Origin of the sequence: Gymnodinialimonas ceratoperidinii, from assembly GCF_019297855.1 — a bacterium.
Taxonomy (GTDB): Bacteria; Pseudomonadota; Alphaproteobacteria; order Rhodobacterales; family Rhodobacteraceae; genus Gymnodinialimonas; species Gymnodinialimonas ceratoperidinii.
Genome location: NZ_CP079194.1, coordinates 672,208 through 693,083, shown reverse-complemented (window position 1 = coordinate 693,083; position 20,876 = coordinate 672,208). Strand labels below are relative to the sequence as shown.

The following is a 20,876-nucleotide window of genomic DNA, read 5'->3' as shown; positions in this document are numbered from 1 at the left end:
TCAGTTGCCTCGGAATTCTGCTGTGCGTTTTTCGGTGAAGGCGGCGACGCCCTCGTCCCGGTCCCCGGTGGCGCCGGCCATGCCGCCGCCCAGGGCCTCGATCATGGCGTTGCGGTCCTCGCCCACGGCGGCGTGGATCTGGTATTTCGCGATTTCCTGCGCGCGGGGCGAGGCGGTGATCGTCGTCGCGGCGATCTCTTCGGCCGTCGACCGAGGCGTGTCGGAGACCGTGGCGAAGCCCGCCGCCGCGGCGCGCGTCGCGTCGATGCGGCGGCCGAAGAGGGCCATCTCCTTCACCATGGGTTCCGGCAGAAGGCGCAGCAGCCGGGTGCAGCCGCCCCAACCGGGCACGATGCCGACCTGCGCCTCGGGTAGGGTCAGCGTCGCGCGGGGTGCCATGATGCGCATGTCGGCGCAGGCGGCGAGTTCCAGCCCGCCCCCGAACGCATGGGCCTCAAGCACCGCGATGGTGGGCATCGGCAAGCGCGCGAGGCGGTCGAAGACTCGGTGTCCGTCGCGCACCCAGAGGCGTGCGAAATCGGTGGGGGAGAGCTCTCCCCAAGCGGTGATGTCGGCCCCGGCGCAGAAGGCGCGCGCCTCGGCGGCGAGGATCAGCACGCAGCGCACGCCGGGCGAGGTTTCCAGCGTGGCGCAGGCCTCGTCCAACTGGCGCAGCATCGGCCGGGTGAAAGCGTTGAGCTTCGACGGGTTGTCCAGCGTGATCCCCGCTACGGCCCCGTCGAGGGAGAGGTGCACCCCGGTCATGGCACCAGCCCCATCGGCCCGTCCCGCAGGAGCGAGAGCGGCATGGTTGCCGCGTCCTCGGCGATGGTGACGCGGCCTTCGCTGGCTTCCACGATGTCGCGCGCCGGGTCGATGCCGGGCATGATCTCGGTCGCCACCAGCCCCTTGTCGCCGAGGCGCATGACGCAGCGCTCGGTAATGTAGAGCACGTCGGCGCCCCGTGCCCGCGCGCGACGGCCTGCGAAGGTGACATGCTCCACCGCTTCGACCATCTTGGTGAACCGGCCCGGCGTGGTGACGCGCAGCCCCTCCTCGGTCAGCTCGAGCCCCGCGCCCGCCTCGAAATAGCCAGAGAAGACGATTTTCTTCGCATGCGCCGTGATGTCCACGAAGCCGCCGCACCCCGCCGTCAGGTAGGGCTTCTTGCCAAGCTTGGAGACGTTCACGTTGCCGTCCACGTCGACCTCCATGAACGACAGGAAGGACACGTCGAAGCCGCCACCCTGGAAATAGGAGAACTGCTGCGGCGAGGGGACGAAGGCATCGGCGTTGGAGGCGCAGCCGAAGGCGAAGCCGGTCAGGGGCATGCCCCCCACGGCACCCTGTTCGATGGCCCAGGTGACAGCGTCATGGGCGCCTTCCTCCAGCAGGATACGCGGCACCAGGGCCGAGATTCCGAACCCGAGGTTCGCGGTCATGCCGCGCGAAAGCTCCATCGCGGCGCGCCGGGCGATGACCTTCTCCACCCCGTGCTCGGCCAGCGCGAAGCTGTCCCAGGGGCGCATCACCTCGCCGCTGATCGCGGGATCATAGGGCGTTTCCGTGGTCTGGCGCTGGTCCGGGGCGACGACGATCAGATCGACGAGGTGGCCCGGCACATGGACGTCGTGGGGCCGCAGGCTGCCCGCCGCGGTGATCCGCTTGACCTGCGCGATGACGAGACCGCCGTGGTTGCGCGTGGCGATGGCCTGATCGAGCCCGCCGAGGTAGGCGCCCTCGTGCTCGTAGGTCAGGTTGCCGTTCTCGTCCGCCGTGGTGGCGCGGATGATCGCCACGTCCGGCACGATATTGGGGAAATGCAGCCAGGTTTCACCGCCGAAGTCGACGCGGCTGACGATGGGGTCCGCCTCGGCGCGGGCGTTCATGGCGCAGCCTTCACGAACCGGGTCCACGAAAGTCTCCAACCCCACCTTGGTCAGCACGCCGGGGCGGCGCGCGGCGACGTCGCGGTGCATGTCATAGAGGATGCCCGAAGGCACGTTGTAGGCGGCCACGCGGTCCTCGACGACCATCTGCCAGATCGCGGGCATCGGCAGGGACGAGGGGCCGGAGGGATAGGAGCCGCCGATGATCCGCGAGAGCAGACCGTCGCGGGCGATGTGATCGACGCCCTTGACCCCATACATGTCGCCCGCCGCGATCGGGTGCAGCGTGGTCAGGTCGCGCGGGTGGCCTTCAGCCTCGAACCGCGCGCCGATGGCTTCCAGCACCGCATCGGGACAGCCGAGCGCCGAGCTGGAGGAGACGGTGACCACCGCGCCATCCTTGATGCGGGCCGCGGCCTCCGCGCCGGTGACGATCTTCGAGGGACGTTCGCTGCGCATCTCAGACCCCGCCATAATCGACCGCCGTGCGGGTGCCGGTTTCGGCAGCCTTGGAGACAGCCTCGGCCACGGCGAGGGATTTGACCCCATCGACGCCATCGGCGGAAGGCCGGCCCTCGCCCATGCAGGCGCGGGTGAAGAGATCCACCGCGCGGTCGTAGAGCCCGTGGGTCGCATATTCGACCGCCTGCTCGCCACCCCCGTGGCGCAGCGTGACCTCGCCCACCGGCTGTTGCGTCATCACGCCCCGCGCGATGATCGAGCCTTCGGTGCCATGCACCTCGATGCCCGAGCCGGCATGGGGGTGGGTGAAGCTTTCGTGGGTATGAACCATCACGCCCGAGGGCATGGACCAGACCGACATGGCGCTGTCCTCGACCCCCTGCCCCATCCCCGAGGCGCTTTTCATCGCGACGACCTCGGCAGGATCCTCGCCAAGGTGGAAACGCACGGTGTCGGCGTCATGGACAGTGATATCCGGGATCACCCCACCGCCCGCGGCCGGGTTGTCGATGCGCCAGCCCTGCAGGTGCGGCGGCAGGTGAACGGCGTGGAAGACGCGGACCGAGAGCACCTTGCCGATGCGGCCCGTCTCGATCAGCTCGCGGATCGCGAGGTGGCTGCCCGCGTTGCGCAGGTGGTGGTTGGTGCCGAAGGTCACGCCCTTCGCCTCGGCCGCCTTTACCATGGTGACGGCATCCGCGACGCTCATCGCCAGGGGCTTCTCGCAGAGCACGTGCTTGCCCGCCTTGATCGCGGCCATGGCTTGAGGCAGGTGCTTCTCGTTCGTGGTGGAGATGTAGACGGCATCGACGTCCTCCATTGCGGCGTCGAGATCGGTCACGCCCTTGGCGATCCCGTGCTCGGCGGCGTAGCTCGCGGCGCGCTCGGCGCTGGAGCTGAGCACCGTGGCGGTTTCACCACCCGACGCGCGGATCGCGCCGATCATGTGCTCTGCTGCAATCGTGCTGGCCCCGATCAATCCCCACCGCATGGCATTCTCCGCTTATTGGAACGTTCCTATTTGCAGCCGTTTTGGAACGTTCCACCTCGCGAGTCAAGCCTCAGTGTCGGGCGCAGCTCAGTCCGGTTTCGATGTCGAAGAGATGCGCGGCAGAGGCGTCGATGGCGACTTGCAGCGTCGATTTCGGCGTAATGGCGACTTGTCCGGGCAATTGCATGGCAAAATCGTCCGAGCCTGCAACGGCCCCGTAGACAAAGGTTTCCGTGCCCAATTGCTCGACCGCGCGGACCTGAAGCGGCACGCCCTCGCCCTCGGCGGGGTTCGCGTGGCTCGGGCGCACGCCCAGTTCCACCGCTTGGCCGGGACGGGTGTCGAAACGGGCGGCATCCAGCGCCACCTCGGCACCGCCTTCCGAGACGAAAGCGCCGTCTCTGCCCATCGTGCCACGGATGAAGTTCATCTTGGGCGAGCCGATGAACCCCGCCACGAAGCGGTTGGCGGGCGCATTGAAAAGCTCCAACGGCGGACCGAATTGCTCCAGCCTGCCGGCGCGCAGGACGGCGATTTTGTCGGCCATGGTCATCGCCTCCACCTGATCGTGGGTGACATAGACCATCGTGTTGCCAAGGCGCTGGTGCAGCTCGGAAATCTCGCCCCGCGTCGCGACGCGCAACTCGGCATCGAGGTTCGAGAGCGGCTCGTCGAAGAGGAACACCCGCGGCTCGCGCACCACAGCGCGGCCGATGGCCACGCGCTGGCGCTGACCGCCCGAAAGCTGGCCGGGACGCCGATCGAGATAGGCATCGATCTGCAACATGCGCGCCGCCTCGTTCACACGGGCATCGATCTCGTCACGGGGCATCGAGATATTTTCGAGCCCGAAGGACAGGTTGTTGCGCACGGACATATGGGGATAGAGCGCATAGCTCTGGAACACCATCGCGAGGCCGCGCTTGGAGGCCGGGACGTGGTTCAGCACGTCCCCATCGATGGCGATCTCGCCCGAGGTGATGTTTTCCAACCCCGCGATCATCCGCAACAGCGTGGACTTGCCACAGCCCGACGGGCCGACGAAGACGCAGAACTCGCCCGATTTCACCGTGATGTCGACGCCGTGGATGACCTCCACCTCGCCGTAGGATTTCTTCACGTTGCGCAGTTCAAGTAGGGCCATGGGTGTTTCCTTTTTCCCTGAAGCGTCCTGCGCCGCCGGGGCGTGTCCGCCCGCGGCGCGGCGCTGTTTCGGGGTGGCTCATTTCATGCCGGTATTGGCGATGCCGGTGGTGATGTATTTCTGCAGGAAGACGAAGACCAAGGTGGTCGGGATCAGCGACACGACCGTCATTGCAAGGCGGTAATGTTCCTGGCTGATGTGCTCGCCGCGGAATTCCAGCAGGCAAAGCTGGATCGTATAGGCCTCGGTATTGGTGGCGATGGCGACCATGGGAATGATCAGATCGTTCCAGCGCCAGATGACGCTGAGGATGCCAAGCGCGGCAATGGCCGGGAGCGCCAGCGGCAGGATGATGCGCCAGTAGACCTTCCATTCGGAGGCCGAGTCCATACGGGCGGCCTCGAGCAGTTCGTCGGGGATCGTCAGCATGTATTGCCGCAGCAGGAACACGCCCGCCGGGGTCGCCGCGCCGGGGATGATCACGCCCCAGATCGACCCCGAAAGCCCCGTCGCGTTGATCGCCTTGAACACGCCGACGAGGGTGATCGTGGCAGGCACCATGAGCGTCGCCAGAATGACGATCAGGAACAGGGTCTGGCCCTTGAAGGTGTATTTCGACAGGGCGAAGGCGGCCATGGAGTTGATCAGCAAGGTCATCAGCGTGGCAATGACGGTGACGAGGACCGAGTTGGTAATGCAGGTCGCGAAGTCCACGTTGACGCCGTAGGCGGTGCCGGACAGAGGCTCGGAATAATTGCCCCAGGACGGCGCGATGGTGCGTGTGGCGATGACGCTTTCGGCAGGCAGGCGCACGACCTGGCTCGCGTCGCCATTGACCGCGCGGCCGGGGAAGAACTCGGACGAGGCGTTGGGATTGGGGATCGCCCATTCCATGACCTCGCCGGTTTCCGGATGCGGTGCGGTCACCAGAACCTGCGTCACGATCCGGTTCGGCTGGTAGGGCTCCACCCCCAGATATTCGAGGATCAGCCTCTGTTGGTCCTGATCCAGCGTCGCGACCACGGCGTCGAGGTCGAAGGCCTCGCGCGCTTGTGGCGTCAGGGCAGCGTAGCGGTTCAACCAGACGGGAAGCCCCTCCTCGGCGATCATCTGCCGCGCGGCGTTGCTGACTTGGCCCAGATGCGAACGCAGCGCATAGAGCGCATTACCCTCGAACCCTTCAAGGAAGGCTGCCACGTCGCGGCCTTCGCGCTCGGCCTCGGAGAGGTCGGACCAGTTCAACACCCAGTCCGGCAGATCCGCGATGATGAAGATCTCGCGCCCGTCGGGCCCGTTCACCGTCGCCCGCGCCACCCGGTCGAAATCACCCGGCAGGAGCGAGATGTCCTGGCTCTCGATCTGGAACTGAGACTTCACCGAGTTCAGCCCAAGCCAGATCACAGGCACGAGGATCATCAGGAACCCGAAGATCAGGTAGGCGTAGGAGAGCCAATCGGTCCAGCTCAGCCGATTGCGCCCGCCATGCCGCCCGCCCGCGGTGCGGCTGAGGAAATCCCAGACAGTGCTCATCGTGCGCCTCTCCCGCTTAGGAAGATTTGCAGCATCGAGAATATCGCCAGCGCGCCTGCGATGATCAGCGAGGCCGTCGCCGCGATGCCGAGCCCGTTGGGCGTCGGGTTGCCACGCAGGCCGGCCGTCTCGAAGATGTAGGCCACGACCGAAATCCATCCGACTTGCATGGCATAGAGTTCCTCAAAGGCCTGAAACGCCTTGATCAGCGACAGCACGGTGACCACCAGAAGCGTCGGCATCAGGAGCGGCAGGGTGATCCGGCGCAAGACGCGCCAGGGAGACGCGCCGTCCATCTCGGCTGCCTCGTAAAGGTCGGCAGGAATTGCCTGCAAACCGGCCAGCAGGATCAGCATGTAGAAGCCCAGATGCGCCCATGTGTAGACGAAGATCGACCAGAACATCGTCCAACTCGGGTCGACCAGCCATTGGATCGGCTCGTCTATCCAGCCCCAGTTCATCAGGGTGATTGACAGAAGGCCCTGACGTTTCAGGATCAGCGTCCAGAGAAAACCCACCACCACGGGCGAGAGCATGACGGGATAGAAGAAGATCGACCGCCAAAGCCCGCGCGCGACGATATCGCGGTTCAGCACCAGCGCCGTGATCAGCGAGAACAGGACCATGATCGGCACCTGAAAGATGACGAAGACGCTTGTGTCCATGACGGCGCGGTAGAACTGGTCATCCTCGAGGTTGGGATTGCCGGTATCGATCTGCGTCTCGGCCAACAAGCGCTGCCAGTTGTCGGTGCCCGCGAAGGGCCGGTCGGCAAAGCTGATGCTCTGACCTTCGGTGACGGAAAAGCCCACGTTGATGAACAGGGGTGCGAAGGTGAAGATGCCGAAGACCAGAAGGTTCGGCAGCAGGAAAAGATAAGGCAAGGGCCCATGGCCGCGCAGCTTCTGCGCCAGCTCGATCGGCCAGCCGAGCACGGCCATGGCGCGAGAGCCGAGGGTGCCGGAGGGGCGGGCAATGACCGCCCCCACGATAAGGTAAACAAGAAAGGCGAGCGGCCAGGACGAGCCCGCGAAGGCATTTTCAACCGCCGTCCACATCGTCCTGACCCTCTACTGCTCTTATTCCGCGATCTGCGCGGCAACATCCGCATCAATCGCATCGAGCGCTTCTTCCAGGGTGCTTTCACCGGTGATGACCTGCGTGATGTAGTCCGGCACGACGCCGTAGATCACGAAGTTCTGGGCGTAGCCCTGGAAGGTGAAGGCCTGCGGCGTCGTCTCGGCGGCAGTGCCGATGGAAGCTGCAAAGGTCGACAGGGCCTGGGCCACCGCCGGGTCCGCGTCGCCGTAATCCACGCCGGAGGCCTGAAGGCCCGAATGCGCCGTGATCGAAGAGGTCTCTGCCGCGTAACGCGCCGCATTCTCTTCCGTGGCGAAGTGGGCGATCAGGCCCGCAGCCGCCTCGGGCACATCGGTCGAGCTGAACGCCACGACGCCAGCGCCGCCGGGCATCGCACCGCAGCCGCCGGGGCCGCAGGGCGCAGGCACGGCGCGCCACTCGAAATCGGTGATGTTCTCCGAGAAGTTCCCGATATTCCACGAGCCGGACATGAGCATCGCGACCGAACCGGACAGGAACAGCGGCGAGGCGTTGCGGTAGGCAGTGCCGGTACCGGCGGGCCAGCCATCGGCCGGCATCAGGCCGCGCTCGTGCCACTCCACGAAGGTGCGGGCGTAGTCGGCAAAGCCTTCATCCACTAGGATCGGCACACCGTCGTCATCGAAGAACGCCGCGCCGTAGGAGAACGCAGGCCCGGCCCAACGGTGGGCGGTGCGATCCATCGCGAAGACCGCATCCATGCCGAGGGTCTCCTGCACCTCGCCGAGAGCCTCCATCCACTCCTCCCAGGTCGCGCCATCGCCGGGGATGTCCACGCCCGCGTCATCGAACATGGTCACGTTGATGTAGGGACCAGTCACGGTAAGCTCGGTCGGCCAGCCATAGATGCCCTGATCCTCGCCCCCCGGCGCGCGATACCACGGCAGCACCGAGCCATAGGCCGCCTCCATGTAATCGGCGTCCACGTAAGGGGTCAGATCGAGGTAATACTGGTTCAGACCCCCAAGGTTCGTGACCCGCGCCACGTCCGGTGCGGCGTCCGTCTGCAACTGGTTTTCCAGCTGGTCGCGAATGATCTCGTAGCCGACGACTTCCATCGCGACGGTGTGGCCGGTCTCGGCCTCGTAATCGGCGGCGATCGCGCTCAGCACCTCGCATTCGTTGCCGTTCTGGTAGCACAGAAAGCTGATCTCATCGGCCGAAGCGGAGCCCGCCGCCAGCAAGGCAGTTGCCGCGCAGGTCAGCCGCAAAGTGTGCAATTTGGTCATTTGGAGTCCTCCCATAGAATCCATCTGGTGGTTCTTTTCTTCGTGTTTTGCATGACGGTAGAAGAGATTTGCGCAGTCCGTCCACTGCTTAAATCAACGCCACTTGGCCCATCCGGCGCCGAAAATCCCGACAGATATATCAATCCCGCGCGAGGCGCCGGATAACGCTGGCAGGCGTCGCGCGATGGTATATCAATAGTATATCAATTTTCTGAGGCACCGACACGCGAAGGCGCAGAATTTTTTCACCGAAAGGGCGCGCGCGATTCGTTTTGTCTCAATCGGCGGGTCTCGACAGCACCACCAACGCCCGGCGGAGCGCCTCGACCTCGCCCGGCTCAAGCCGCGCGATCAGCTTGGTATCGAACCCCTCGGCGGCCCGGCTGAGGTCTTCGAAGACATTGACGCCTGCGGGGGTCAGCGACAGCAACTCGATCCGCCGATCCGTCTCACTCGGCGCGCGGGTGAGGTATCGCTTCGTCTCCAATGCCGCCACGGCTCGGCTAACTTTCGTCTTGTGAATAGAGGCCTTCTCGCAGATCTGCTTGGCCGACAGATCGCCGTAGCACCCGAGGTGAAACATCACCCGCCACTCGGTCCGCAGCATCCCGTAGCGCGAGCGATAATAGGCCTGGAATTCCTGGCTGGACGCTTCTGCCGCTTGGTTCAAAAGGTAGGGGAGGAATCGGGACGGGTGAAAATCGCGCTCGGTCATGGGGCGGAAATACCAGCCTCTGCCCGCAAAAGCGACTGCCAGAGCCGCGCGCTCACGGAATTCAAACCCCCAACCACCAAGACCTGAACATTTGACAAAACCTTTATCGAAAAGCCTCGGTTTCGGCAAAACGCACCACAGTTTCGTCGCGGGTCCGGTCCGGTTGCGCCACCGCGAAACGCCAAAACCAGCGCAGCAATACCCCCAAAACCCCACACCGAGGAGCCCACCCGTGATCGAAACAACATTCACCGCGCAGGATACCATCTTTGCCCCGATGCAGATGACCCACGTCGCCAACACAACCCGCCCCGCGCCGTCAGCCGATCCTTTCGACTGGAGCACCACCCCCTACGGCGCCGACAGCTTCATCTTCCGCCCCGACATTACTGACAGGAACGACACCAAGCCTGCCCCATAAAAAAAAGGCGCCAGCTCCCATTGAAGCCGACGCCTTTCCCTTCAATCCGCGGCAGGAGCAGCACTCCGCTCCCTCCTTCATGTTGGCCAGTACAACTCCCCCCGGAGGGTCCCCAAACCCGCAGGGAGCGCTGTCGCCACTTGGCGCATCTGGCCTTTCAGACCGCGCTAGCTCTTGCCTTTCCACGGCACCAGCTTGTTCTCGGCAATCCGCATCAGGATATCGATGCCGAAGCCGATCATGCCGATCAGGATGATGCCGAGGATCACGATGTCGGTGTTTTGGAACCGCGACGCGACCATGATCATCATCCCCGCACCCTGCACGGCCGCCACGAGTTCCGCGGCCACCACGGTGCCCCAACAGACGCCCATCGCCACCCGCGCGCCGGTGAAGATCTCCGGCAAGGAGTTCGGCACGATCACGTGGCGCATAATCTGCGCCTTGCTCGCACCAAGCGAATAGGCCGCGTGCACCTTGGAGATATTCACGCCAGACACACCGGCCCGCGCCGCGATCGCCATGATCCAGAGCGCCGCGAGGAACAGCAGGACAATCTTGCCCGCCTCGCCGATGCCCGCCCAGATGATCACCAGCGGGATCAGGGCCAGCGGCGGCACCGGGCGCATGAATTCGACGATCGGATCGAACCAGCCGCGGGCCCAGTTCGAAAGGCCCATGGCGTAGCCGAGCGGGATACCCACCAGCGCCCCAAGCAGGAAGCCCACGACAACACGGAACAGCGAGTAGCCGAGGTGCTCGAGCAGCGTGTAGTTGCGGAAACCGTCGCTGGAAATCTCGATGAGGCGGGCCACGACCGCTTCCGGGGGCGGCAGCCAGATCGGCTCCATCTGCAGGCCCTGGGCCGGCAGGATGTTGATCGATCCGCGGGTCGACATGGTCACCGTGCCGAAATCCAGGTCGAGACGGTCGCCGCCGGAAATCGGTTGGCCGTTCACCTCGATGATCGTGGTGCCATCGTCGCGTGTCAGCAGGTCATTGTCCTGCAACCGCGCCAGCTCCGAGCCATAGGCCTCGATCACCAGGCTGTCGTTGCGGGCAAAGCCCTCGCCGGGCTCCACTTCGGGCGGCTCGGGGGTCTCTGCGCCATCGACTTCCTCGTAGAGAAGGAAGGTGACGGTGGCCGTGTCCGTATTGCCGTCGGCATCCTGCACCGTGTGCTCGAAGGAGTGCAGGCCGAGGGGTGGCCCCGGCATGTGCAGGAACGACGGCACGATGATCGAACCGGTAAACGACCCCCAAAGGAAAAACAGCGCGAGGATCGAGATGACCGAGGCGCGGCGGTCGGGGATGACGGCGCTTTCGTCGCCGAAAGTCACTGTCTTGAGCGAGGTAAACCCGGTGGGCGACACGGCGCCGGCAATCAGCCGGACCGCGATGAATGCGCCGATGAAGATCGCGATGTAAATCAGGAGGGGGATCATTTTGCGGCCTCCGTTCTGCCCATGATTTCTTCTTCCATATCCCAGATCATCCCGAGGATTTCCTCGCGGACTTCGTGGAAGCGCGGGTCTTTCTTGACCTCCCGGAGGTCGGCATCGACACCCAACTCCGCGAAGGGCAGCTCATATTCCTTGTGAATCCGACCCGGACGCGGCGCCATGACGATCAGACGCTCGCCCAGAAGCAGCGCTTCCTCGACCGAGTGGGTGATCAGGATGATCGTCTTGCCGGTTTCTTTCCAGAGCTTGAGCACGAGGCTCTGCATCTTCTCGCGGGTCAGCGCGTCCAGCGCGCCGAGGGGTTCGTCCATCAGGATCACGTCGGGATCGTTGGCAAGGCATCGCGCCAGCGCCACGCGCTGCTGCATACCGCCCGAAAGCTCGTAGATCGCCTTTTCCTTGAAGTCCTGCAGCCCCACCACGTCGAGCAGATGATCGACGTTCTCCCGGTAGGCCCGCTCGCGCTGGCCCTTCATGCGGGGGCCAAAGCTGACATTCTCGCGGACGCTCATCCACTCGAACAGCGCGCCCTTCTGGAACACCATGCCGCGTTCCGCGTCGGGACCATGGACTTCGTGGCCGTTCAACTCGATCACCCCTTCGGTGGGGGCGAGGAAACCGGCGACGATATTGAGAAGCGTTGTCTTGCCGCAGCCCGACGGGCCGAGGACAGACATGATTTCACCCTGTTTAATGTCGAGGGAGACATCCTGCAGCGCCTGCACCGCGCCACCATTGGGCAGGTCGAAGCGCATGGAGATATTGCGAATGGCCAAGCCGGTCATCTGCGGCCCTTCCGTGTCCTAGAGAGATACTGAAGCGTAGACGGAAAAGGGGCCCGGATAAACCGGGCCCCTGTCCTTGATAGCTTAGTTGGCGCTCGCTTCGGTCAGCGGACCCGCGTTCACGCGATCCGTGTAGTCGTCGAGCGCGGAGTCGATGGAGCCCGCCTCTACGAAGACACCGGCAACACCCGCCATGAACTCGGCCATGCCGCCGTCCATCCAGACCGGCCCGAGGACCTCATCCGCGGAGGGGAAGCCCATGGTGGCGATCGCGTTTTGCGCAGCCTCCAGGTCCATACCCGCCGCATCGGCGATGTTCTGCAACATCTCGTCGTTCGGGTTCTCGTTCCAGCGGTCGTTCGCCGCCTGCGCGACGGAGAGGAACTGGGCTACGAGGTCGGGGTTTTCGGCCACGAACTCGGAGGGGGCGGAGATCACGTCGAACACCAGGATGCCCAACTCCGTCTTCTCCTCGCCGGTCAGCAGCACGTTGCCGTATTCCAGCATGGTGGTCAGGCCGCCGCCGTAGCCGCAGGCGAAGTCGACCGCCCCCTGGGACAGGGCTGCCGCACCCTCGGGCGGGGCCATGTCGACGATCTCGAGCGAGGCAAGGTCAACGCCGAAGTGATCCATCTGGCGCAGGAAGCCGTAGTGAGCTGCCGTGCCGAGCGGCACCGCAACGCGGCGACCGGCCAGCTCGGAGGCGTTGTCGGCGTCAATTTCCAGGTCCGAGCGCACAACGCAGTTGTCGTTGTCGGCATAGGTCACGGCGACGTCGACGACTTCGATGTCCTGACCGGCGGACGCGGCCACAACGAAGGGCGGCAGGCCTTGGGAAACGGCGATCTGCACGTCGCCGGAAGCCATCGCGGCCGACATGGCGGTGCCGGTTTCGAAGGAGACCCAGTTCAGGTCGATGCCCATGGCCTCTTCGAACTCGCCGTTCGCCCATGCGTCGTAGAGCGGCAGTGGCCATTCGAGGAAGTAGGCAACGGTGATTTCTTCAACGTGGCCGTCTGCGAGCGCAGCCTGGCCGGACGCCAGAATCGCGGTGCCCGCGAGCAGCGATGCGATTGTCTTTTTCATTGGTCTCTCCTGTCGGGAAAAGTCTTGTTATCAGCGGTCACGATGCGCGGTGTCCGGGTTATCCCGGCCTCTATTGCGACGCGCCGCCATGTCATCTCACGGAAAATCGCTCCGTGCGTAACAGCTAGGCAAGGAGGTTTCTTTGCGTCAAGCTTATTCTATAGGGCCAATTTGGCCAAATCGGCCTTCCAGACGCGCATTGGTCAACCGCCACCCTGTCTCGATGATTGAGACTGGAACGCTCATTTATTGGCTGATCTTCGGTTGACGCGACGCTGGCGGAGCACATTATGGCCCCGCTTCCCCATTCTCTCATCACAAGGTGTCTGCCGATGAACGCCCCCCTCCCCTGGCCGCAATCCCTTTGGAAGACCACCGCGCCGGACCAGCCCGCGAACCCGCCGCTGACAGAGGACCGCGAGGCCGATGTGGCGATCATCGGCGCCGGCTACACCGGGCTGCGCGCGGCGCTTGCGCTGGCGGAAGCCGGGAAGCGGGTGATCGTACTGGACGCGGGCGACGTGGGCTTCGGCGCATCGGGGCGCACGGGCGGCCAGGTAAACCCGATGTTACCCTTCAACTCGCCGGCAAAGGTCGAGAAGATCGTGGGTAGCAAGACCTTCGAGAAACTGGCCGAGCAATCGCTTGGCTCAGCGGACGAGGTCTTCTCTCTCATCAACACCTACCAGATCGACTGTCAGGCGCGGCAGAACGGGTGGCTGCGCGTGCATCACAACAAGGCCGCGCAGCGCAAGGCTCGCGCCGACATCGCCGATTGGAACGCCGTGGGCGCGGAGATGCGGGTGATCGATGCCGACGAAGTTGCGAGGCTTTCCGGCAGTCGCGCCTACAGCACGGCGACGCTCAACCCCAAGGGAGGCGCCGTCCAACCGCTCATGTTCGTGCGTGGCCTCGCGCAGGCGGGCAAGGCCCGAGGGGTGGAGATTTTCGGGCAGAGCGCCGTGAGCGCACTGGAAAAGGACGGGGCGACATGGGTGACCCGCACGAGTGGTGGCAAGATCCGCAGCGCTTGGGTCGTGGTGGCCACGAACGGCTATTCCGACGCGCTGGTGAAGGATCTGGCCAAGTCGATCTTCCCGATCACGCCGATCCAGATTGCCACCGACCCGCTGCCCGATGAGGTTATCGGAGACATCCTGCCCGAGGGGCACACGATCTCGGATTCGCGGCGGGTGATCATGTATGCGCGGCGCGAGCCTGATAACCGCATGGTCTACGGCGGCCACGGAGAGCCGGATGGCAAGGGCGGCATCAAGGGCTTCGAATGGCTGACGCGCGACGCGGAACGGGTCTTTCCGCAGTTGAAAGGCGCGACCTGGACCCACCGGTGGGGCGGCAATATCGCGGTGACCGAAGATCACCTGCCGCATCTCCATGAACCGCAGGACGGGCTGATCGTGGGCTTGGGCTACAACGGACGCGGCGTGGCCATGTCCAACGTCATGGGCCGCGTCATGGCGGAGCGTATTCTCGGCGTACCGGCGGAAGATCTGCCCTTCCCGGTCACCAAGGTCGCAGGCATCCCCCTGCGCAACCTGAAGGTCATGGGCATGAAACACGTCATCCGCTGGATGAAATTCCTCGATTATCTGGAGACGCGTTAGGGCGGGACCGACCCGCAAAGGCCCGTGGCCGGCCTAACCTTCGTGGCGGGCCTCCGCCTCGATCGCCTTGGAAAGCCCCAGGCGGAACGTCTTCGCACCAGCATCCAGCCCGAGGTCGATATGCGGCGTCACCGCGTGTTTCATGCCTTGGTGGACCTTCTCGAGGATCGCCTTGTCCTCATGAAACGCCATGACGGCACCCTTGTTCATCACCTCCGACATCTCGCGGTTGTCCGGCTCGGAGTTGCGATGCTGGAACCAGAAGTAGCGGGTCTTGTCCTCGGCAATCGGGGTCATGAAATTGTAGGAAATGTTGATGAAGGTCTCCGCCACCGGGGTCGAGCCGTAGCCACCCGTGCCGGAGGGCGTATAAATCGACATGTTCGTGGCCATCGCCGGGCGCGTCATCTCGTAGTGCTGCAAGCGGTCGCAGGGGCCGTCGAACGCCAGTAGCTTCTCGTAATAGGGCGATGGCGGCTCTCCGAAGATCCACCGCGTGACCTGAACGCCCTGCTCCGTCTTCTCCACCTGCAAAGGCGCGCCATCGGTGCCGCCACCGGCGAAGGAAGTCACATGGACCCAGGCGACATGGGAAGGGTCGAGCAGGTTGTCGACCACCCAGAGGTAGTTGCAATCGATGTCCAGCACGCCGCCATCGGTCTTGCCCCATGTCGGGTCATCGAAGTTCGGGATCGGGAAGATGAGGTCGGGGTCCGCCTTCTCTTGGTCGCCCATCCAGATCCAGGTGAAACGGTAGCGGTCCACGACGGGGTATGATTTCACCACCGCGCGCCTTGGGATCGTATCGGCCTGAGTGGGCGCGGCGACACAGGCCCCGGCGCAGTCGAACGTCAGCCCGTGATAGCCGCACTCCACCGTGTCGCCTTTCAGCGCACCGTCCGAGAGCGGCAGCTTGCGATGCGGGCAGGCGTCTTCCAGCGCCACCGGAGTGCCATCCTGCTTGCGATAGAGAACCACATTCTCGCCGAGAAAGGTCTCTGCCCTCAGGGTCCGGTCGATGTCCGCGCTCCACGCCGCGACATACCAGCAGTTTTTCAAATACATGCAGAGGCCTTTCGCTTTGCACCGAGTATGGGGCGCGATCCATCCGTGATCCATCGCGGATCGTTAATATCTGCCATTAGGAAGACTTATTGAGTGGCGCGGGCAGATCAGGCTGGCTCTGCGCCTCTCCCTTGATCCACCGGAGGAACTCCTGAACTTTCGGGCTGCGATCCACCTGGCTGCGCCGCACCAGCCAATAGGATAAAGGCGATTGCGTCGTCTGCGCGAACGGCCTCACCAGACGCCCCTCGGCAAGCGCGCCCTGCACGAGAGGTTCCCGCCCCAACGCCACGCCGAGACCTTCGATCGCGGCCTGGATCACGAGGTTGGATTGCCCGAACCGCCGCGTCCGCGGCGAAGGAGGCAGCGTGACGCCGCAAGCCTCTGCCCAGAACTCCCACGAGGGCGTTGGCCCGCTGGCGCGCAAGATCTCGTCCACCAGCAACGTATGGCCGTCCAGCGCGTCGGGGCTGGCCAAGCTTTCGGCCAGCTGCGGCGCGCAGACGGGAAACAGTTGCTCGCCCATCAGATGGTCCACCATCAGGCCGGGAAACGCGCCAGTGCCGTAGCGGATGCCGATATCGACATCTGCCCCGTTGAACGGCCGCTGGCCGGTATCCGTGGCGATCGAAATCGCCAGATCGGGATGGGCGAGGTCAAACCGAAGAAGCCGCGGAAACAACCACGTGAAAGCGAACCCCGGCGGGCAGGAGATGACCACCGTCTGATCCTCTTGCCTCGCGCTGCGGATCTGTGTGCAGACGTCGGAGATCCCGCCAAGCCCGCGATCGATCTCGCGTGCCAGCATCGTGCCGTAGCGCGTGCCCGTCGACCGCCGCGCCCCACGCACCAGAAGCTCCTGCCCCAACCATTCCTCCAGCGTCTTGACGTGCTGGCTCACGGCGCTTTGGCTGACGCCGAGATCATTGGCCGCCGCTGAGAAGCTGCCAAGGCGCACCACGGCTTCAAAGGCACGCAAGGAGGCATAGGGGAGGTTGAGGATCATATTAGCTTGTCTAATGGCAAACATTAACTCTTTCAAATGGTAGCGCGTCAGGCGCGTCCCTAGGCTGAGCGCACCCTGCCGCTACAAGGACCCCGCCCATGTCGCCCCGATCCGGCGCCCGCAACCTGCTCAAGAACTGCGCACGAGCGCAGGCGGGGCAAAGCCTGCTGATCGCCCATGAACCGGCTGACCTTGGGTATTTCGATGGCAAGGTGGTGGGGCATGTCGCGCGAGAGGCCCGCGACCTCGGCCTGCATGTGCGTCTGATCGACGTGGGCTTCGACGCCGAGAATCCTCAGCTCAGCCCTGCCCTGCTGGAACAGGTGGAACATGCCGATATAGTGCTGTTTCTCGCGCGTCTGGGGGATCAGCTCCGCTTCTGCCACATGCCCGAGGGCAAGACCATCGTGACGAGCTTCGCGGCGACGGAAGAGCTGCTAGGCTCCGGTTTCGGGACCGGCCATTACCACGCGTTCGAAGCTCTGAAAGCTGCAACCGACCGCGCGTTGGGCCATGCGCGCGAGGTCCGGCTGACCTGCCCCCGCGGCACCGACGTGCGCGGCGCCACGCAATTGGATGGTGCCGACACGCGCCTCAAACGCTTCCCGCTTTCGGTCTTCGCGGCGCTTCCGGCCGCGCGTTTCTCGGGCCGTGTCGCCTTGCCGGGGTTCCTGACCGGGACCGGCTCGAAGTACTACACGCCCTATCACCTGAGCCTCGACGGCCCGCTCTTAGCGCTCTTCTCGAAGGGACGCCTCACCGGGTTCGCGGGCGCCCCCCACGCCGTCGCTCAGGCCGAGGCGCATTACGACCATGTCGCCGGCAAATTCGATCTGGACCGCAACACCGTCCATTCCTGGCACGCCGGCATCCACCCCGGCTGTGGCTTCCCATGGACGCTGGAGGAACACACCGAACGGTGGGGCGGCACCGCCTTCGGCAATCCGAGGCTCGCCCATTTCCACACCTGCGGCGCCTACGCGCCGGGCGAGATCAGCTGGAACGTCATCGACCCGACAATCTCGCTCGACGGCGTCCCGATCTGGGAGGACGGGGTGTTTCAGGCGCATCGGCTTTCGGGCGTCGCCGAGATATTCTCGCAATATCCGGACGTGGCGGCGATGTTCGCCTCACCGGATCGTGCCATCGGCCTGTCGGACCGCGCCTTGTACGCGGAGGCGGCAGAGGTATAGTCCGGCGCTTCTCCAGAGGGTTTCATCCAGATGCCACAAGCCATCACCACGCCCCTGACCCAAGCCCTTGCCGAGGGCAAGCTGACCCGCGCCCAGTTGCGGGACTTCATGCAGCGGAGCAACGGTCCCGGCCTGCGGCGTGTCGCCCTCTGGCTGGTGATGCTGGCGTGCTCGACGACGCTCATCGCGCTGACGTGGCATTCGTGGCTGATCTGGCCCGCGATGTTCCTGCAAGGGGTGATCCTCGTTCACCACTTCTCGCTCCAGCATGAATGCGTCCACTACACCGTGTTCCGCACCCGCTGGCTGAATGATCTGGTCGGACAGATCTGCGGCTACACGATCCTGCTGCCGCATCGCTTCTTCCGTTACGAGCATTGCGACCACCACACCTATACGCAGGTGACGGGAGAGGACCCCGAGCAGATCCCGCTGCCGAAGACCTTCGGCGAATATTTCCTCTACCTCTCCGCCCTGCCCTACTGGCGCAACAAGTTCACGGAAGTCTTTCGCCACGCGAGCGGCGGCCTCAGCGAGACGGAGCGCAAGTTCATCCCCAAAGAGGAACATGCCGCCGTCGCCCGCGACGCGCGGCTGATGCTGGCTTTCTACGCGCTGGTGATCGGCGGCATGGCTGTGACGAGCTGGTGGGGCCTCGTTTGGTTCTGGTTTATCCCGCTGCTTCTGGGCGAACCCGTGATGCGCTTCATCCGCATGACCGAACATGTCGGCCGCCCCAACGTGGCGCAGATGTCGGACAATACGCGAACGAACCTCGTCTCCGCACCGATGCGGTTTCTGTGCTGGAACATGAACTATCACGCCGAGCATCACTACGTGTCCTCGGTCCCGTTCCATGCCCTGCCGCGTTTGCACGGGGTCCTGAAGGATCACATCCATGTCGAGCCCGGCGGCTATCTCGGCGCGCATCGGGAAATCTGGCGGCAGATCAGGGCTCAAGATGGCGCGTGAGAAAGCGTGGGTGGACCTCATCCCGCGCGATGCGCTGGAGAAAGCATGGGTCACCCGGGTGGATTTGGGCGGACGGGTGCTGGCGGTCTACGACACGCCGAGCGGGTTGTTTGCCTCAGCCGCGCTCTGCAACCACGGCGGGGCCGATCTGTGTGACGGGTATTTCGACGGGCATGTGATCGAATGCCCGCTGCATCAGGGGGCGTTCGACGTGCGCGATGGACGGCCTGTGGGCGCGCCTGCGGTGCGGCGCATGCTGACCTACGAGGTGCGCGAACGGGGCGGGATGGTGCAGGTCCGGATTTAGACTTCGAAAAGACGGCTCATGCCTGCGAAATGAAGGGCCTCAACCCTTCCTACGTCCTCTCTCAAGCCGCGCAAACAGACGGCTCAGCCCGAAACAGATCACGAAATAGAACGCGGCGGTCGTGATCCATGCCTCGAAGATGAGCCGGGACGAGGCGACCAGTTCGACCGTCTTGTAGGTGAGTTCCTGAACCGAGATCAGCGAGATGATCGAGCTGTCCTTGATCAGCGTGATGAACTGGTTGGCCATCGGCGGCACGACCTTCTTCATCGCTTGCGGCAGCACGATATAGCGCATCTCCTGCCAGCGGCTCATGCCGATGGAGCGGGCGGCTTCGCGCTGGCCCTTGGGCACTGATTGGATGCCGGCGCGGACGATTTCTCCGACAAAGGCGCTCTCGAACAGGGCCAGCACGATGACACCCGAAATCAGGGACGGAAAGCGGCGCATCTCGCCGAAGAAGAACTCCCAGACGGCGATGTCATCCTGCCGGGCGATGCCCCTTGCCCACCGCTCAAGGTTGAGCGCGTCGATGAGCTGTTGCGACAGGAAAAAGAAGAAGATGAACACGACCACGACAGGCGGAATGTTCCGCAAAAGCTCGAGGTAGGTGCGCGCCAGCATGCGCACGGTCAAGTTGGCCGAGCAGCGCGCGATGCCAAGGATGGTGCCAAGGATCAGCGCCAGAACGCTGGCGTAGATCGAGATGCGGACAGTTGCGGCGAGGCCCTGCAACAGGAGGTTGGCGAACCATTCCTCGCGGCCGGTGTGCCAGCCGAGGATGTAATTGGGGATCAGGTGCCAGCGCCAGTTGTAGTTCAGCGTGCCTTCGATCGCGTAGGCGATGTAGCCGAAGAAGCCCACCACCACGGCGGCAATCAGGTAATCGGGCCAGCGGAGGCGTTTAAAGAACTTGGTCAAAGGGCGCGGCTTTCCGGTCCGGGGTCGTCACAGGTGGTAGCGGATCGAGGGGGCACGGGCGTGCGGCGCCCCCTCGTGTGTCGGGATTATTCAGGCACTTGGTCGGCCCATTCGTTGCCGACGAACCAGTAATCGTGACGCTCTTCCAACCAGCCCGAGCGGGTCCGCGCCGCGATCCAGTTGTTGAAGAAATTCATCGCGTCCGGATCGCCCTTGCGCACGGCGAAGGCTTCGCCGGTGGGATCGATCAATTCGTCGAAGGGCACGGTCAGCACGTCGGGGTACTGGCGCGCCTCGCGGTCCGGGGTGGGCTGCGAGGCCATGGTGGCATGGGCGTTGCCGTTCAGGACTTCCTGCGTGGCGGCACCGTCCTCGTCAAACAGCAGCAGCTCCGCCTCGGGGAAGCGGTTGGCGATGACGGTGGCAGGCGTCGCCCCGCGCCGGGCGGCGAAGGTGATGTCGGGCGAGTTGTAATCGTCCATGGTCATGCCCTCGGTCATCGAGGCATTGGCGAGGATCGCCATGCCCGAATAGGCGTAAGGGTCGGTGAAATTGACCGTGAGGTTGCGCTGCGGCGTGATCGACATGCCAGAGATGATCACGTCGAAGTTGCCCGCCAGAAGCGCGGGGATGATGCCGTCCCATGCGGTCGGCACGAACTCGACCTCAACGCCCATGTCCTCGGCCAGCGCGCGGCCCACGTCCAGCTCGAAACCGATCAGATCGCCGTTCACATCGCGCATGGACCACGGCGTGAAGATCGACAGGCCGATGCGGATGACGCCCTCTTCCTGAATGGTGGTCAGAACACTTTCGCTCGCCAGTTGCTGCGCCGCGCTTTGGGCGGCTGCGGGCAGCGCCGTCATCGCCGCGGCGACACCGAGGGCGGCCCCGAATAATCTGCGTGTCATGGTCATCTGAACTCTCCTTGTTGGCTCTCTTCTTGGTTAATT

Annotated in this window: 20 protein-coding genes; 5 read left to right on the top strand and 15 right to left on the bottom strand. The window is 64.3% G+C overall.

Features of this window, described 5'->3' with window-relative positions; all coding sequences use genetic code 11:
• From KYE46_RS03385 to KYE46_RS03350, 8 genes are all read right to left on the bottom strand, one after another.
• Window positions 1-765, bottom strand: a complete 765-nt coding sequence (locus KYE46_RS03385; RefSeq protein ID WP_219003458.1) for an enoyl-CoA hydratase/isomerase family protein — start codon at window positions 763-765, stop codon at window positions 1-3.
• Entirely contained in the window at window positions 762-2,348 is a 1,587-nt protein-coding gene (locus tag KYE46_RS03380) for an acyl CoA:acetate/3-ketoacid CoA transferase (protein ID WP_219003456.1), read from the bottom strand. The genes KYE46_RS03385 and KYE46_RS03380 overlap by 4 nt, the downstream gene beginning before the upstream one ends.
• Before the next feature lies 1 nt (window position 2,349).
• Window positions 2,350-3,342, bottom strand: a complete 993-nt coding sequence (locus KYE46_RS03375; RefSeq protein WP_219003454.1) for a Gfo/Idh/MocA family protein — start codon at window positions 3,340-3,342, stop codon at window positions 2,350-2,352.
• Between the two features lie 70 nt (window positions 3,343-3,412).
• Window positions 3,413-4,486, bottom strand: a complete 1,074-nt coding sequence (locus KYE46_RS03370) for an ABC transporter ATP-binding protein (protein WP_219003451.1) — start codon at window positions 4,484-4,486, stop codon at window positions 3,413-3,415.
• A 78-nt stretch (window positions 4,487-4,564) separates the two neighbouring features.
• Entirely contained in the window at window positions 4,565-6,016 is a 1,452-nt protein-coding gene (locus tag KYE46_RS03365; protein ID WP_219003449.1) for a carbohydrate ABC transporter permease, read from the bottom strand.
• Complete coding sequence (locus KYE46_RS03360; RefSeq protein WP_219003447.1) at window positions 6,013-7,074, bottom strand: carbohydrate ABC transporter permease; 1,062 nt, start codon at window positions 7,072-7,074, stop codon at window positions 6,013-6,015. The genes KYE46_RS03365 and KYE46_RS03360 overlap by 4 nt, the downstream gene beginning before the upstream one ends.
• A 21-nt stretch (window positions 7,075-7,095) precedes the next feature.
• Window positions 7,096-8,364, bottom strand: coding sequence for an ABC transporter substrate-binding protein (locus tag KYE46_RS03355; protein ID WP_219003445.1), 1,269 nt, complete (start codon window positions 8,362-8,364; stop codon window positions 7,096-7,098).
• 277 nt (window positions 8,365-8,641) lie between these two features.
• The gene (locus KYE46_RS03350; protein ID WP_219003442.1) at window positions 8,642-9,079 is read right to left on the bottom strand and encodes a MarR family winged helix-turn-helix transcriptional regulator; all 438 of its coding nucleotides are present in this window, start codon (window positions 9,077-9,079) and stop codon (window positions 8,642-8,644) included.
• A 232-nt stretch (window positions 9,080-9,311) separates the two neighbouring features.
• On the opposite strand from KYE46_RS03350, the gene KYE46_RS03345 reads away from it, so the two are divergent.
• Complete coding sequence (locus KYE46_RS03345) at window positions 9,312-9,500, top strand: hypothetical protein (protein ID WP_219003440.1); 189 nt, start codon at window positions 9,312-9,314, stop codon at window positions 9,498-9,500.
• 167 nt (window positions 9,501-9,667) lie between these two features.
• Here the strand turns inward: KYE46_RS03345 and KYE46_RS03340 are convergent, their stop codons facing one another.
• The 3 genes from KYE46_RS03340 to KYE46_RS03330 form a co-directional block, all read right to left on the bottom strand.
• Entirely contained in the window at window positions 9,668-10,945 is a 1,278-nt protein-coding gene (locus tag KYE46_RS03340; protein ID WP_219003438.1) for an ABC transporter permease, read from the bottom strand.
• Window positions 10,942-11,748 (bottom strand): taurine ABC transporter ATP-binding protein, encoded by an 807-nt coding sequence (locus KYE46_RS03335; protein ID WP_219003436.1) that lies wholly within the window; start codon window positions 11,746-11,748, stop codon window positions 10,942-10,944. Before KYE46_RS03335 ends, KYE46_RS03340 begins: the two co-directional genes overlap by 4 nt.
• 84 nt (window positions 11,749-11,832) lie before the next feature.
• Window positions 11,833-12,834, bottom strand: a complete 1,002-nt coding sequence (locus tag KYE46_RS03330; RefSeq protein ID WP_219003434.1) for a taurine ABC transporter substrate-binding protein — start codon at window positions 12,832-12,834, stop codon at window positions 11,833-11,835.
• Window positions 12,835-13,166: 332 nt separating this feature from the next.
• Here KYE46_RS03330 and KYE46_RS03325 point away from each other — a divergent pair, with 332 nt between their 5' ends.
• Complete coding sequence (locus KYE46_RS03325) at window positions 13,167-14,459, top strand: NAD(P)/FAD-dependent oxidoreductase (RefSeq protein ID WP_219003433.1); 1,293 nt, start codon at window positions 13,167-13,169, stop codon at window positions 14,457-14,459.
• A 33-nt stretch (window positions 14,460-14,492) separates the two neighbouring features.
• Here KYE46_RS03325 and KYE46_RS03320 read toward each other — a convergent pair whose 3' ends face one another.
• Both KYE46_RS03320 and KYE46_RS03315 read right to left on the bottom strand, forming a co-directional pair.
• Window positions 14,493-15,524, bottom strand: a complete 1,032-nt coding sequence (locus tag KYE46_RS03320) for an aromatic ring-hydroxylating dioxygenase subunit alpha (protein WP_219003432.1) — start codon at window positions 15,522-15,524, stop codon at window positions 14,493-14,495.
• Between the two features lie 76 nt (window positions 15,525-15,600).
• Window positions 15,601-16,530 (bottom strand): LysR substrate-binding domain-containing protein, encoded by a 930-nt coding sequence (locus KYE46_RS03315; RefSeq protein ID WP_219003431.1) that lies wholly within the window; start codon window positions 16,528-16,530, stop codon window positions 15,601-15,603.
• A 98-nt stretch (window positions 16,531-16,628) separates the two neighbouring features.
• Between KYE46_RS03315 and KYE46_RS03310 the strand changes: the two genes are divergently transcribed.
• The 3 genes from KYE46_RS03310 to KYE46_RS03300 are packed head-to-tail and all read left to right on the top strand — an operon-like array spanning window position 16,629 to window position 19,002.
• Window positions 16,629-17,723 carry a hypothetical protein gene (locus KYE46_RS03310; protein WP_219003430.1) on the top strand — a complete coding sequence of 365 codons (1,095 nt, stop codon included), beginning with the start codon at window positions 16,629-16,631 and terminating at the stop codon, window positions 17,721-17,723.
• A 30-nt stretch (window positions 17,724-17,753) separates the two neighbouring features.
• Window positions 17,754-18,695, top strand: a complete 942-nt coding sequence (locus KYE46_RS03305) for a fatty acid desaturase family protein (RefSeq protein ID WP_219003429.1) — start codon at window positions 17,754-17,756, stop codon at window positions 18,693-18,695.
• The gene (locus KYE46_RS03300) at window positions 18,685-19,002 is read left to right on the top strand and encodes a non-heme iron oxygenase ferredoxin subunit (protein ID WP_219003428.1); all 318 of its coding nucleotides are present in this window, start codon (window positions 18,685-18,687) and stop codon (window positions 19,000-19,002) included. The genes KYE46_RS03305 and KYE46_RS03300 overlap by 11 nt, the downstream gene beginning before the upstream one ends.
• Before the next feature lie 39 nt (window positions 19,003-19,041).
• Here KYE46_RS03300 and KYE46_RS03295 read toward each other — a convergent pair whose 3' ends face one another.
• Window positions 19,042-19,923, bottom strand: coding sequence for an amino acid ABC transporter permease (locus KYE46_RS03295; RefSeq protein WP_219003427.1), 882 nt, complete (start codon window positions 19,921-19,923; stop codon window positions 19,042-19,044).
• 86 nt (window positions 19,924-20,009) lie between these two features.
• Window positions 20,010-20,840: a transporter substrate-binding domain-containing protein gene (locus KYE46_RS03290; protein WP_219003425.1), complete on the bottom strand. Its 831-nt coding sequence runs from the start codon at window positions 20,838-20,840 to the stop codon at window positions 20,010-20,012.
• Between the last annotated feature and the right edge of the window lie 36 nt (window positions 20,841-20,876).